We start from the raw sequence: 13,317 nt of genomic DNA, 5'->3' as shown, positions 1-13,317 counted from the left end.
TTTTCGCGAGCAGACTCGCTTCCGCAGGAGAGTGCATTTCAACTGTGGGAGCGAGCCTGCTCGCGAATGGCCGCACCTCGGTCCCGAGCGGACGCGCCGGGCCATGTCGTTGCTTGCCGCTGAGCCATTCAGCGCAGCACGTAATCGTCCGGCTCTGGCGCGGGCGGCAACGGCGAGACGCCGAGTTCGTAAAGCACATCGCGCTCCAGGGTACGCACCAGCGCATCGGTCGGCAGATCGTTTTCATCGCGGCCGAACGGGTCTTCGAGTTCATCGGCAATCGCGTCGAAGCCGAAAAAGGTGTAGCTGACAATTGCCGTGAACAGCGGCGTCAACCAACCCAGCGATTGCGCCATGGCGAACGGCAGCAGCAGGCAGAACAGGTAGATGGTGCGGTGCAGCAGCAGGGTGTAAGGGAAGGGCAGTGGCGTGTTCTTGATGCGGTCGCAAACGGCCTGGGCCTGGCTCAGGCAGGTCAGGTGATTGGCCAGCAATTGATAACGCCATGGCGACAGCACACCGGCCGTTTCCAGCTCGGAACACTGGCGCCCGACCTGATGAAGGATCTGGCCGCAGTGATCCGGCGCCGCCCCATCGATCGGCGGGCTGACCCAGTCGGTGCTGGCCTGCTCCTCACTGTCTCCACGCAACCGCGCATTCAACGCGTGGGCGAAACCGCACAGGTTGCGCAACAGTTGTCCACGCAGGCGCGTGTCATCGATGCCTTGGGTTTCGCGCATCACCGCGCGCACCCGCAACAGCACCTCGCCCCAGGCCTTGCGCCCCTCGTACCAACGGTCGTAACAGGCGTTGTTGCGAAAGCTCAGGAAGATCGACAGCGACAGACCGAGCAGGGTGAACGGTGTCGAATTGATCTGGGCGAAGTAGCTCGGCACCAGAAGTTCGATCAGCACAATCGCTGCCGCCAGCAGTGTCAGCATCAAAGTGCGCACGGCGATGCGTTTGGCGATCGAGCCTCGGAGGGTGAACAGCACGGCGAACTGATTGGGTCTCGGTCTGACGATCATCTCGCGGTCCCGGTTGCGCGGCGAATCAGCCGCCGGTCATGTTCATGAAACGCACCACTTGCACGTCGTCGTTGACTTCGAAGTTGTGTCGATACGGCTTGAGTTTCATCGCCTCGATGATCGCGTTTTCCAGACGTTCCGGGTGGCCCGGATGGGCGCGCAACACCGCTTTGAGGTCCATCGAATGCTCGTTGCCCAGGCACAGCAGCAAGCGACCTTCGACGGTCAGGCGCACGCGGTTGCAGGTACCGCAGAAGTTGTGGCTGTGCGGCGAAATGAAGCCCAGACGAATGTTCGGCGCTTCGGCCACGCGCCAGTAGCGCGACGGCCCTTGCGTCGATTCGGTCGAGTCGATCAGGGTAAAACGTTCGGCGATGCGTTCGCGTACTTGCGCGCTGGAATAGAAGGATTCGGCGCGGCTGTGTTCGGCGATCGCGCCCAGCGGCATCTCTTCGATGAAGGAAATATCCAGATCACGCTCGATGGCGAAACTGACCAGATCGTTGATTTCGTGATCGTTGCGGCCCTGCATCACCACGCAATTGAGCTTGGTACGGGTGAAACCGGCGGCACGCGCGGCATCGATGCCGTCGATGACCTGCGCCAGATCGCCAGTGCGGGTCAGCTCTTTGAAGCGCTGCGGATCGAGGCTGTCGAGGCTGATGTTCAGGCGCTTGACCCCGGCGTCGAACAGCGGCTGGGCCAGTCGGCCCAATTGCGAGCCGTTGGTGGTCAGGCACAGTTCGCGCAGGCCGGGCAGGGCGGCGATCTGTTCGCAAAGTTGCACGACGCCAGGGCGGATCAGCGGCTCGCCACCCGTGAGGCGGATCTTGCGCGTGCCGAGGGCAACGAAGCTTTGCGCTACCTGGAACAGCTCTTCGAGGGTGAGGATCTGCTGGCGCGGCAGGAACTGCATGTCCTCGGCCATGCAATAGACGCAGCGAAAATCGCAGCGGTCGGTGACCGACAGGCGCAGATAATCCACGCGGCGGTTGTGACCATCGATCAATTCACGCTGTGTCATGGGCTCGCCTCGTGGATGTGGAGCGCCGTCAGCGGGCGCAGATCGCGCAGGGTAGGCTGCGCTCGCCATGCCGTCCAATCACTCTGGCTGACCGAGTGATTGACGGCGTCGATGATGCCTTACGGTGCGCCAAACATTGCCGTCCAGTAAATGCCGGCGTTGCTTTTCGGATCGGTCGCGTACGCGGCGCCCAGTTCCTGATATTGCGGATTCATCAGATTGGCGCAATGCCCGGGGCTGGCGAGCCAGCCGTCGACGACCTTGCCGACGGTGTCTTGCCCGGCGGCGATGTTCTCTCCGACCAGTTGCCCACTGTAACCGGACAGCTCGGCGCGGTCGCCCGGCGTGCGGCCGTCGCGGTCCTTGTGGTCGAGGTAATTGTTGTTGGCCATGTCGCGGCTGTGATCCTGAGCGACCGTGCCCAGCGTGGCGTTCCAGGCCAGCGGTGCTGCCGCCGCGAAGGACTGCCCGCCGCATTGGCGCGCCTGGCTGCGCGCGGTATTGAGTTGCGCCAGCAGCTTTTGCCCTTCGCTTTGTGCATCGCCGAGTTTCGCCGTCAGCAACGGCCGCGCGAGGACGATGCGCCAGTCGCGGTCGACACGGTTGACGCCGATATCGACGAACTGCGGATCGAGCACCACCTGACAGAAGCTTTCCTGAATCGCCTTCATTGCTGACGCCGCATCGCGCGGGCCGTTGAGGGTGATCGCCTGCACGTTGACCATCGGGTAGTGGGCGCTGGTCATGGCCTGCTGCAGATCAACCGCGCCGCTGGCCGGCAGGCGCAGCCGTGGATCGGCCGACAGCGGTGGCAACTCGTTTGACGCCTGCGTGCCGCAACGCTGCGGCTGGCTGCGATAGCTGTTGATCGACTCGATCAATTGCAGTTCATCGGCGGCCAGCGCCGAGGTGGCGAACACCACGCCCAGCGACAATGCGGCACTACGCAAAACGGACGGCATGAAGCGCATGGAAATCTCCCTTGAGCTGAATGCGCCCATGATGCGCGAAAGGCCCCCGGTGAGTGAATGTGTTTTTCTTTGCGGCGGATTTTTTTCTGCGCTGGTGTGCCCGCGCATTTGCTCGCTACACTCTGCGAAGACCCCGCAAACCGGGCGTCTCACCGACGTAACATCTTGCCCCGGGCGGGCGCTGACGGAAGAACCGACATGGGATCGAAAGGCTTGGCGGGCGGTTTGTTGTGGATCTTTTTGACCGGCGCGGCATGGGCCGGGGCGCAGGCGCCGATCGAGGCCAAGGCCGAACAGAAAGCCGAGGTGCTTGAAGAGAAAGCGGCGGATAAAGTCAGCGCTGCCCCGGCGCCGAAATCCGAGGCCATCACCCCCACCGAAGCGCAGGCAGTAGACCCGGCCGGCGCCGCGCCGCTGGACGATCCGCTGACCTGTCTGGCGCGCAGTATCTATTGGGAAGCCAAGGGCAAGGACACCCCGGAAATGGAAGCCGTCGCCAGTGTGGTGATGAATCGCCTCGGCCACGACGGCTTTCCCGACACGGTGTGCGCGGTGGTCAAGCAAGGATCGGAAAGCGGCAATTGCCAGTTTTCCTGGTGGTGCGATGGCAAGCCCGATCAGGTCAAGGAAGACGCCGAATACGCGCTGGCCAAGGAAATCGCCGGCAAGGCGTTGAACCGTCAGCTCAAGGACCGCACGCGCGGTGCCCTGTATTTTCATGATCGGGGCGTGCACCCGAGCTGGGCCAAGGCCTATCGCAACACCGCGCAGACCGGCAGGTTTCTGTTCTACAAACCCGCCGGCGGCGACGCGCGTTAACTGGCGTGGGTGTTGAGAATGCTCGCCACCTGTTGCGGCTGGCAGTTCAGATACGGTGACTTTTGCAGCCAGCGCTGATCCGGATACCAGGAAAACATGAACTGTCCGTTCTTCAGGCGATCGATCACCTGTTTGGCGATCTGCGGCCGCACGGCGGGGCAACCCTGACTGCGGCCGATACGCCCCTGACGCTTGCTCCACAGCGGGTTCACGTAACTGGCGGCATGAATCACGATCGCGCGATCACGGGCCAGATCATTGAAACCGGGTTCCAGACCGTCCATGCGCAGCGAATAGCCGTGAGTACCTTCGTAGCTTTCCTGAGTGCGGAACAGGCCGAGGCTGGACTGATAACTGCCTTCGCGATTGGAAAACTGCGTGGCGAAGTTTTCCCCGGAGTTCGAACCGTGGGCAACCAGATCACGCAGCACCAGTTTCTTTTTGCTCAGATCGAAGATCCACAAGCGGCGTTCGGTGGACGGTTGCGAATAATCGATGATCGCCAGATGCCGCGAGGGTTTCGCGCCGTTGTTGACCGCGCATTGCATGGCGTTCAATGCACCTTTGAGCGCCTGGGGATTGAGTTCCGGCGCGGCGTGGGCGAGGCTGTTGTAGAGAACCGGCGATGGCTTGCCGGCGGCAAATACTGGGCTGGTCACGGCGACAAGGGTCGCGGTGCTCAACAGAAGTCGGCGCAAAAACGTCAACATTTTATAAAGTGTCCTCAACTTGCTACATAAACGGCACTTTGGCTCCTGACTCCCAGTCAATACCCGCAGGCTCGCGGTTCGAGCCTGACTGTTCAGCGCACCTGATGTAAGGTTGACCGTCATCTGGACGGCCATGGATTGGAGTAAAGCAGTTGTTCAAAAAGTACGCATGCTACTTGAGCATTTGTTTGCTCGCTGCGCCGTTTGTCGCTTGCGCCGATGAGCCGCTGCCCCCGCTCGAAACCCTGCCGACGCCGGAAACGCAATTGCCGGTCGAGCCGCGCAGCCCGTTGCAGGCGGTTTTGATCAGCCTGGCGCAGTCGTGCCCGGCCATCGCTCTGCGTCTCAATGGCCCGGCATTGAGCCAATTGCAGGCGTTTTACGAACAGCAGGACTGGATGCCGGTGTGGGCAAGTGAGTCGGCACGCTTGCCGGCATTGCGCGCGCAGTTGCAGCTGTTGGCCGATGATGGCTTGAATCCGAATCGCTATGCGGTTGCGACGACACCGCCGCAGGATGGCGAGCTGTGCGCCGACATCGACATCAGCCGCAACTACCTGCAGGCCTTGCAGGATCTGCATTACGGCCGTCTGTTGCAATCGCATTTCGAACCGCTGTGGCGTGTCGACGGCCCGCCGACCGATCGTCAGGCGCAACTGCTCAGCATTGCCGTGCCGGGCATGAACGATATTGCTGCGGCGTTCGACCTGGCGCGTCCGCATCTACCGCAATATCAAAGCCTGCGTCAGTTGTATGCCGCGCAACGCTTGCAAGCCTTGCCGCAATGGCAGCCGGTCGGCAGCGGCCCGTTGCTGCGCCCGGCGATGGAAGACCCGCGCGTGCCGGAACTGGCCCGACGTTTGTACAGCGAAGGTTATCTGGCACACGCACTGGTGACACCGGACAACGCCTACGATGACGTGCTGGTGGAAGCCGTGAAGCACTTTCAGGCCAGCCATTCGTTGCAGGCTGACGGCGTGGTCGGGCCGGGCACCATTGCCGAGCTGAACATCAGCCCGCTGACCCGCCGCGATCAGTTGCGCGTCAATCTCGAACGTTTCCGCTGGATGGCCCAGGACATGGAGCCCAGTGGCCTGGTGGTCAACGTGGCCGCCGCTGAGCTGACGCTGTATCAGGGCGGTCAACCGGTGTGGCAGACCCGCACCCAGGTCGGCCGCGCCGAACGCCAGACGCCGTTGCTCAAATCCCGCGTCACCCGGCTGACGCTGAACCCGACCTGGACCGTTCCACCGACCATCTGGAAGGAAGACAAGCTGCCGGAAATCCGCAAGGACCAGACCTTCCTCAGCCGCCAGAACCTGCAAGTGCTCGATGCCAACGGCCAGCCTCTGGCGGCAGCGGACATCGACTGGGACAACCCCGGCAATATCCTCCTGCGTCAGGACGCCGGCCCGCGCAATCCGCTGGGGCAAATGGTCATCCGTTTCCCCAACCCGTTCTCGGTGTACCTGCACGACACGCCGAGCAAGGCGCTGTTCGACAAAGGCCCACGGGCGTTCAGTTCCGGTTGTGTGCGGGTCGAGCACCCGCTGCAACTGCGCGATCTGCTGCTGTCCCCGGCGGAAAAAGCTCGCACCGAGACTTTGCTGGCAACCGGCACCACCCATGAATTTCGCCTGTCGGCGCCGGTGCCGATCCTGATGACCTACTGGACGGCGCAAGTCGACAGCAGCGGCCATGTTCGTTATGCGCCGGACATCTACAGCCACGACAGCGCATTGCTGGCGGGGCTGGATCGGGCGCACTAAGCCAGAGCACTTCGGTCAGTTCCCTCTCCCTCGGGAGAGGGCCAGGGTGAGGGGCAAATCTCAAGTCGAGCGCAATACTCGAAAATTCACCGACCAAGCTCCTCCACCAGCCAAGGCAAAAGCTCCTCACACGAGCCTTCAATTTTCAAGTCGAGCAGATCATCCGCCCGGGTCTTGCCCAGATTGATCGCCATCAACGGCTTGCCACGCTCGGCAATCACCCGACACAAGCGAAACGCCGAATACGCCATCAACGACGATCCCACCACCAGTAAACCCGCCGCATTCTCGGCGGCGGCCAGCGCCCGTGCGGCCGTCGGTTGCGCCACGTTCTCGCCGAAGAACACCACATCCGGTTTCATCCGCTCACCTGCGCAATGCGGGCACCGGGGTACCTGAAAGCGCGCTTCAAATGCCGGGTCGAGCAAGGTATCGCCATCCGGCGCCTGCACCGCATCGACACCACTCAGGTAGGGATTGTGTGTCTCCATCTGCTGCTGGATCGCGTCGCGCTCGCTGCGCTGCCCGCAATCCAGGCACAGCACTCGATGCAGGCTGCCGTGCAGTTCGATCACATCGTGGCTGCCGGCCTGATCGTGCAAGGTATCGACGTTCTGCGTGATCAAAGCGCTGAGCCGGCCACGCTGTTGCAATGTCGCCAGCGCCTCATGCGCGGCATTCGGTCGGGCCTTTCGCACGCGCGGCCAGCCGAGCATGGCCCGCGCCCAGTAGCGCCGGCGTGATTCCGGGGCGGCGAGAAACTCCTGATACATCATCGGCTGCCGCCCGCGACGCACGCCGTCACTGTCGCGATAGTCCGGAATGCCCGATGGCGTGCTGATGCCGGCGCCGGTCAATATCAGGAATTTATCGTCGGCCATGGCCTGCAACAGCGTATCGAGATGTTCGCGGATCGGGCTATCGAGCATGCTCAGCACTCCAGAATGGGCAGTGCCCCGCAGGTTAGCACGCGATCCGCACGGGTTACTTGCGCGCCTCCAGTATCAGGTTGAAAGGCGTTTGCGTGGCGCGGCGGAACTGCTTGAACCCGGCCTCGACAAAGACTTTGCGCAGGCGCATTTCCCCAGCCTGCGCACCGAGCCCGAGGCCGACTTCCTGGGACAGCGAATTGGGCGTGCAGATAAACGTCGAGGCGGCGTAGAACAGGCGCCCGACCGCGTTGAGATTGTCGTCCAGTTTGTCGTTGGCGAACGGTTCCACCAGCAACACCGTGCCATCGTCCTTCAGCGACTCATAAGCGTGGCGAGCGGCGCCGACCGGGTCGCCCATGTCGTGCAGGCAGTCGAAAAAGCAGATCAGATCGTAGTCGCCGCCGGGATAGTTTTTTGCCGTGCCCTCGAAAAATCTGGCGCGGTTGCCCACGCCGCCTTCTTCGGCCCGTTGCGTGGCGACGGTGACTGACGGCGCATGGAAGTCAAAGCCGACAAACTGCGATTTGGGAAACGCCTGGGCCATGATCACCGTCGAGGCGCCGTGGCCGCAGCCGATGTCGGCAACTTTGGCGCCGCGTTCCAGCTTGGCCACCACGCCGTCCAGAGCCGGAAGCCATTCGGCAATCAGGTGACCTTTGTAGCCGGGGCGGAAGAAGCGTTCGGTGCCGCTGAACATGCACGGGTGGTGATCGCCCCACGACAAGGCGCCATTGCCGCGCATGGCCTTGACCAGTTTGTCCTTGTCATGGAAAAACGACGCCACCACGCCGAGACCGCCAGCGACATACACCGGCGAATCCTCCACGGCCAGCGCCAGTGCCTGTTCTTCCGGCAAGCGAAACTGACCGTCAACGTGTTCCATATAGCCTGATGCGGCATGGGCGCTGAGCCATTCGCGCACCAGGCGCGGATTGCAGGTGGTTTTCGCCGCAAGGGCTTCGGGGCTGATCGGTTGGCTGTCGGCCATTGCCCGGTACAGACCGAGTTCTTCGCCGACAATGACATTGGCCAGCATCGCCGCACCACCCATGTCGTTGACCAGTTTGCCCATGAATTCGTTGAGCTTCGCCTCATTCATCACGTGTGCTCCTGAAACAGGATCACCGTCCGGCGGCGTTGAATGTCGAGGCAGGCGCCACCGGGCGGTGGTCACGGATTGGGGCAGGGCACAGCAGACGTCCTGCGGCCCCCTCGACTGGGTAATGAATGAGTCTAGTCCTCTTTTACTCGATCAGTGCCCAGCCATCGGGGCGGGAACGGATGCAGGCCATAGAAACTGCGCAGCTGTGTCAGGTCGTGCTCATACCAGCCGCGCAGCCATCGCTGATACTGCGCCTGCGCGGCAGTTCGCAGTAATGGTCGGGACAGGCTGTCATGGATAGCTTGGGCGGCCTGCATGCCGCTCATCAACGCCTTGAGCACACCGTGCGACGACGCCGGATCGAGTCGGCATGCAGCATCACCTACGAGAAGGTAGCCGTCACCGGCAACGGTCGCGCTGATGCGCCAGCTTACGTCGGCTCCGCGTATCGTCCCCGATTGCGGTAATGCCTGGAGGTCTTCGGGCAGCATTTGTCTGGACTGCCTGACGGTCCGTAGTGCGTCGGTTTCAAACGCAAGGTGTGTCCAATGGGTCAACTGCGGGCCAATCCGGGCGATCCATGTCCAGCCATCCGTCGTGGCCAGCAGGCGCGGATTGCTCGCGTAGCGGGCTGGCTGACCGTGCAAATATCCAAAGCGGGCCACTAATGCAGCAGAATCGATGCGCGCCTTCAGGTGCAATTGGCGTCCAAGCCAGCCGGCTGCACCACTGGCATCGATTACGTACGAGGCGTAAAGGCAACCGGCGTCGGCTTCTACGCCGATCACCTGTTGCTCGAACGTGAGAGCGCTGTGCGCCCGACACGGCTGGTATATCTCTACACCCGCTGAAGCGGCTTGTTGTAATAACGCGGCGTCCAGTAACGCGCGGCTGATCTGGAAGCCGCGCCACGGGCCAGTTATGTCCGCGCCGAAAGCGTTGAAACGAGCCGGGCCGTTCCAGTGCACCCATTGGCCTTCAAAGCGCAGAGTCGACGAGGCACGCAGCAGGTCGGCGACGCCGAGTTGGCGCAATAACGGTTCGATACCCGGGTGCAGACTTTCGCCAGGGCGGAATCGGGGGAACGCTTGCCTTTCGATCAAAGCCACGCGAAGTCCCCGGCGAGCACAGCTGATGGCGCTGGCGCAGCCCGCAGGTCCTGCGCCAATCACCACCACATCAAAGTGTTTCAAACGCGACCTGCCAAGGGCCTGCATCCAGTTTGAGCAGGCTGACATCAGCACTGACAAACAGCAGGGCCTGTCGTTTGATCTCGACATGACGTAACTTGAAATCATCATCGGCAGTGCTGACAGCCCCGCGCTCGTACATCGAAAAAAACTGCACCCATCCCTCCAGGACAACGCCGGCTTCCTGCTGTGCTTTTTCGAGCTCATCGTCCGGATGCTGCACCTCGAGAAACGACAGCAGCGGCCAGGCATTGCGCTGGGCATTGTCGTCATCAGCACCAAGCACCCGATAAACCCGATGCATCGAAGCGACGCGCCGCTCATACGCGGTTTGTGACGTTTGGCCGGTCAGGCTCAGGGAAAAATGCCCGTCCAGGGCGACCTGTGTGTAATCGGCGTGGGCGTAGGCGTGGTACTGGGCGAACAGGCGGTTGTCTTGAACGATGAGTTGCGGACCCGGCTGATCGTCCCAGGCAATGGCACCGTCCTGGCCAATTTCCTGATCGGTCAACGGGATGATGGTGTGCAGACTTGAACGCGGCTCGAACACCCGCGCCGAATCCGGTGCCACCCCCGGCCAGAAGGAGCCCAGAGCTGCGCAGATTTTGGCGTCTTCGGGAAACGGGCTTGCCATCTGATAGCCGGCCAGTACGTTGATCCATTCGGCGTCGGAGGTGTTCTGCCGGACCCAGCCTACTTCCCAGCCCGGACCGAAAACCCCGGCAGCGCCGTCCGGCAGCGAGGAGGGCCGTGAACTTTGGGCGAGCGGCATTGGCGACAGCACGCTCGCGCGCGGTTCAGCGCAGGCGACAATCGCCGTCACCCCTCGATCCTTGTCGGAAAACAACTGATCCTTGAGGTTCAGGTTGGCGCAATACCGCACGTTGGAAAGTGCTTCGAGGCGGGCGTGCCAGATGTCGGGACTGGTAAAAAGCGGCTCTTCGCTGACCCAGCGCAGCAGTTTGCGCTGACTGCACAGTGGGTAGAAATCCGGAGGACCAATAATAGAATAGGCAGCCACCGTCGGCAGCAGGTCGCTCAGTGCGGGGCAGTGTGGCCGGACCCATCCGTCAGCTGTCGCGTCTTGATAGTGCAGGGCCTGATAACCACCTTCACGGACCAGGGCTTCGACATCGGCACGGTTGTTCAGATCCTCGATGCTGCCTTGCGCGTCAACCTTGTGTCGACCATGCACCATCCCGCCGGTGTTGGCGGGCATCTGAAACGATAGCAGTCGGCCCTCGAATCTGGCAGCTTCGACCAGCCGTGCTTTTGGCTCTGGCAACAGCAAGCCGGCGCCGAACGCTTCCTCAGTTGCCCAGTCGGCCAAGTCATCGATCACGACGAAGGGCGGCCGACTGATCTGCGGCTCCCCCCAGCCGGTGCCACTGTGACGTAAATGGATGTGCCGCAACTTCTCGTTGATCTGATGATTCTCCAGCGTCACCGCCAGTTGCATGCCTGCCAGGCATCGTGCGCCATCGAACAGCTTGTGCAGCGGCACCCAGAAATCCAGCCCCGGATCGACTTCAGACTGAAAGTCCATCGGCCCGAAGCGCTGCGCATCACCGCGCAGTTGCATGGCAATGTAAGCGCTGTAGCGCACCGGCATGACCCGGATGCCATGTACGTCGCCGTCGACAAAGGGCAGGAAGCATCGTTGTCTGGCGTTATATCGGGCAGGCGCGGTGCCGACCCGAGCAATGCCGGTGCGCGAAAAGCACAGGTCGGCGTGTCGGCCGTGCACGGTGTCGGCTGCGCAGCGATATTCACTGGCAAAAGCCACCACCGCCAGGGGCGCGCCAGCGGCAGTCAGGCGCAGTTGATCGAGGGTGGGCGGTGCGATGCTGTAAACATAATTCAGAACGCTTTCGATTTCGCCCGCAGTCGGAAACAGCCGCAGATCCGTTCCGGTTTCATCGACGGTCACTTGCGGTGATGCCAGCGCGTGATAGAGCAAACTGCGGGAGGGCGCCGCCGCTTCGATTGCGCAGGTTCCATCAGGATCGAAATCCGCGAATCCGCTCAGGCAGCGATCAATCGTCAGTGGCCGTTGCAGCTCGGCGGCCAGGGGCTCTGCCAACAGATCAAGCCCATGGGCCAACATCAGCGAATGCCAGCCGCCTGGCGCCAGCCGATGACATACCTGTGTGACGGATTCAAGCAGAGTCATGGCTGATCCTCGTTACGGTTCGCGAGCTGTCATCAGACAGCACAAGGCTTATGCCCCGCTACTGTCAGGTCTGACAGTAGCGGGGCGCCTGGACATGCATAACCGTAGAGGCTTTGGCCCTGGCGCAACAGTCGGGCGATTCCGAAGAGGGCGTAGGCAGATGCCTGCTGTTCAACCGAAAACAGCAGAGGTCAGGAGGGAAAATCAAACAGAAACTGTCAGCCGTGCAGCGGTAATTTAAGCTCAGCGCACAACCCGCCACCTTCACGATTGCTCAACATAAGCGAGCCACCGAGCGCCAACGCCAATTGCTGGGCGATCGCCAGTCCGAGACCGGTGCCGCCGGTGTCGCGATTGCGCGAGTTTTCCACGCGGTAGAAGGGTTCCAGCACCTGCGCCAGTTCGGCCTCGGCGATGCCCGGGCCGCGATCGAGGACTTTCACCGACAGGCTGTTGCCCTGCGCTTCGACCTGCAATTGCGCGGCGCCGGCGAATTTCAGGGCGTTGTCGGTCAGGTTCACCAGCACCCGGCGCAGGGCCTGCGGGCGGGTTTCGATTACCGCTTTGCTTTTGCCGCCGAGCTGCACGTCCTTGCCCATGTCCTGATAGTCGAAGACCAGGCTGTCGAGGAATGAGTCGAGATCAGTACGCCGGCTTTCTTCGGTGGCGCCGTGAACGCTGCGAGCGTAAGCCACGCCTTCGCGCACCAGATGCTCGATTTCGCCGAGATCGCTGCTCAGTTTGTCTTTCTCGACCGAGTCGTCCATGAATTCTGCGCGCAGTTTCATCCGGGTGATCGGCGTTTGCAGGTCGTGGGAAATCGCCGCGAGCAGTTGCATGCGTTCTTTCAGGTAGGCGGCGATGCGCGTTTGCATGGCGTTGAACGCCCGTGCCGCGTGGACCACTTCGGTCGGCCCTTGCTCGTCGAGCTTGATCGGGTGAGCGTTGGGGTCGAGGGTTTCCACGGCGTTGGCGAGGCGGGTGAGGGGACGGATGGCAATGCGCACGGCGAGCCAGGTGCAGAGGATCAGCAACGCCAGTTGGCCGAGCAGCACCACCGGCAACCACGGCGACAACGGCACCATCGCCGGACGGATATCGATGGTCACCGGGCTGCCGTCGCTCAGGCGCAAGTGGCCCTGGAAATGTTGTCTCGGACCGCCGGGAACTTCGGTAAACACGATTGGATAAGTGTCGCCGATGGCCGCCGTAATCGAGGCGATCGCTACGGACTTTTCAGCCGAGGTCACCGGCATGCCCGGTTCGCCCTCATTGAGCAGGTAGCCGTAATTGCGCCGGGCCAGACGCGGCAGCCAGGCCTCGCGTTCGGCGGCGGGCAGGCGATCGAGGATGGCCATCGACGTCGAGACGTCGGTTTCGAGGTTGCCGAGCATGGTGCTTTTCGCGCTCTGGTAACGCTCGTAATACTGCGCGCCGAACGACAGACCCTGCGCCAGAATCAGCCCGATCAGAAAGATCAGCGACAGGCGCGAGGCGAGGGTGCGCGGCCATTGCAGCTTGAGTTTCATGCCGACGCCCCAAGCAGTTCGACCGGCAGCGAAAACACATAACCTTCACTGCGCACAGTCTTGATATAGG

At 62.2% G+C, this 13,317-nt stretch carries 12 protein-coding genes; 3 read left to right on the top strand and 9 right to left on the bottom strand.

What is annotated here, in order from left to right; genetic code table 11:
• Positions 1-128 precede the first annotated feature (128 nt).
• From OQK_RS26870 to OQK_RS26860, 3 genes are all read right to left on the bottom strand, one after another.
• Positions 129-1,028: a bestrophin family protein gene (locus OQK_RS26870; protein WP_016775170.1), complete on the bottom strand. Its 900-nt coding sequence runs from the start codon at positions 1,026-1,028 to the stop codon at positions 129-131.
• A 25-nt stretch (positions 1,029-1,053) separates the two neighbouring features.
• Positions 1,054-2,052 (bottom strand): GTP 3',8-cyclase MoaA, encoded by a 999-nt coding sequence (moaA, locus tag OQK_RS26865; protein WP_016775169.1) that lies wholly within the window; start codon positions 2,050-2,052, stop codon positions 1,054-1,056.
• Between the two features lie 119 nt (positions 2,053-2,171).
• A complete protein-coding gene (locus tag OQK_RS26860; protein WP_016775168.1) occupies positions 2,172-3,023 on the bottom strand; it encodes a CAP domain-containing protein in 852 nt (283 codons plus the stop codon).
• A gap of 198 nt (positions 3,024-3,221) precedes the next feature.
• Here OQK_RS26860 and OQK_RS26855 point away from each other — a divergent pair, with 198 nt between their 5' ends.
• Entirely contained in the window at positions 3,222-3,842 is a 621-nt protein-coding gene (locus tag OQK_RS26855) for a cell wall hydrolase (protein ID WP_016775167.1), read from the top strand.
• Here the strand turns inward: OQK_RS26855 and OQK_RS26850 are convergent.
• Positions 3,839-4,552 (bottom strand): murein L,D-transpeptidase catalytic domain family protein, encoded by a 714-nt coding sequence (locus tag OQK_RS26850; RefSeq protein ID WP_016775166.1) that lies wholly within the window; start codon positions 4,550-4,552, stop codon positions 3,839-3,841. The two genes, OQK_RS26855 and OQK_RS26850, sit on opposite strands and share 4 nt — an antisense overlap.
• A 152-nt stretch (positions 4,553-4,704) precedes the next feature.
• Between OQK_RS26850 and OQK_RS26845 the strand changes: the two genes are divergently transcribed.
• Positions 4,705-6,321, top strand: coding sequence for a L,D-transpeptidase family protein (locus tag OQK_RS26845; protein WP_016775165.1), 1,617 nt, complete (start codon positions 4,705-4,707; stop codon positions 6,319-6,321).
• 86 nt (positions 6,322-6,407) lie between these two features.
• Here the strand turns inward: OQK_RS26845 and OQK_RS26840 are convergent, their stop codons facing one another.
• The 4 genes from OQK_RS26840 to OQK_RS26825 form a co-directional block, all read right to left on the bottom strand.
• Positions 6,408-7,250: an NAD-dependent protein deacetylase gene (locus OQK_RS26840; protein ID WP_016775164.1), complete on the bottom strand. Its 843-nt coding sequence runs from the start codon at positions 7,248-7,250 to the stop codon at positions 6,408-6,410.
• 55 nt (positions 7,251-7,305) lie between these two features.
• Positions 7,306-8,352 carry a class I SAM-dependent methyltransferase gene (locus OQK_RS26835; RefSeq protein ID WP_016775163.1) on the bottom strand — a complete coding sequence of 349 codons (1,047 nt, stop codon included), beginning with the start codon at positions 8,350-8,352 and terminating at the stop codon, positions 7,306-7,308.
• Positions 8,353-8,486: 134 nt separating this feature from the next.
• On the bottom strand, positions 8,487-9,572 hold the full coding sequence (locus OQK_RS26830; protein ID WP_238537287.1) for an NAD(P)/FAD-dependent oxidoreductase: 1,086 nt from the start codon (positions 9,570-9,572) through the stop codon (positions 8,487-8,489).
• Positions 9,535-11,004 carry a hypothetical protein gene (locus OQK_RS26825; protein WP_238537272.1) on the bottom strand — a complete coding sequence of 490 codons (1,470 nt, stop codon included), beginning with the start codon at positions 11,002-11,004 and terminating at the stop codon, positions 9,535-9,537. Before OQK_RS26825 ends, OQK_RS26830 begins: the two co-directional genes overlap by 38 nt.
• Between OQK_RS26825 and OQK_RS31785 the strand changes: the two genes are divergently transcribed.
• Positions 10,945-11,484 (top strand): hypothetical protein, encoded by a 540-nt coding sequence (locus OQK_RS31785; protein WP_238537271.1) that lies wholly within the window; start codon positions 10,945-10,947, stop codon positions 11,482-11,484. The two genes, OQK_RS26825 and OQK_RS31785, sit on opposite strands and share 60 nt — an antisense overlap.
• A gap of 452 nt (positions 11,485-11,936) precedes the next feature.
• Here the strand turns inward: OQK_RS31785 and OQK_RS26820 are convergent, their stop codons facing one another.
• Entirely contained in the window at positions 11,937-13,247 is a 1,311-nt protein-coding gene (locus tag OQK_RS26820; RefSeq protein WP_016775160.1) for an ATP-binding protein, read from the bottom strand.
• Between the last annotated feature and the right edge of the window lie 70 nt (positions 13,248-13,317).

The sequence above is a fragment of the Pseudomonas sp. R62 genome, assembly GCF_000257605.1.
Classification (GTDB): Bacteria; Pseudomonadota; Gammaproteobacteria; order Pseudomonadales; family Pseudomonadaceae; genus Aquipseudomonas; species Aquipseudomonas atacamensis.
The sequence above is the reverse complement of the archived record's forward strand: the minus strand, read 5'-3'. Positions and strand labels throughout refer to the sequence as shown.

Coding starts and splice junctions, on each gene's coding strand:
- OQK_RS26820 (WP_016775160.1), bottom strand. CDS start 13,247: ATGAAACTCAAGCTGCAATGGCCGCGCACCCTCGCCTCGCGCCTGTCG.
- OQK_RS26830 (WP_238537287.1), bottom strand. CDS start 9,572: ATGCAGGCCCTTGGCAGGTCGCGTTTGAAACACTTTGATGTGGTGGTG.
- OQK_RS26840 (WP_016775164.1), bottom strand. CDS start 7,250: ATGCTCGATAGCCCGATCCGCGAACATCTCGATACGCTGTTGCAGGCC.
- OQK_RS31785 (WP_238537271.1), top strand. CDS start 10,945: ATGGATGTGCCGCAACTTCTCGTTGATCTGATGATTCTCCAGCGTCAC.
- OQK_RS26835 (WP_016775163.1), bottom strand. CDS start 8,352: ATGAATGAGGCGAAGCTCAACGAATTCATGGGCAAACTGGTCAACGAC.
- OQK_RS26860 (WP_016775168.1), bottom strand. CDS start 3,023: ATGCGCTTCATGCCGTCCGTTTTGCGTAGTGCCGCATTGTCGCTGGGC.
- OQK_RS26850 (WP_016775166.1), bottom strand. CDS start 4,552: ATGTTGACGTTTTTGCGCCGACTTCTGTTGAGCACCGCGACCCTTGTC.
- OQK_RS26825 (WP_238537272.1), bottom strand. CDS start 11,004: ATGCAACTGGCGGTGACGCTGGAGAATCATCAGATCAACGAGAAGTTG.
- OQK_RS26855 (WP_016775167.1), top strand. CDS start 3,222: ATGGGATCGAAAGGCTTGGCGGGCGGTTTGTTGTGGATCTTTTTGACC.
- moaA (WP_016775169.1), bottom strand. CDS start 2,052: ATGACACAGCGTGAATTGATCGATGGTCACAACCGCCGCGTGGATTAT.
- OQK_RS26870 (WP_016775170.1), bottom strand. CDS start 1,028: ATGATCGTCAGACCGAGACCCAATCAGTTCGCCGTGCTGTTCACCCTC.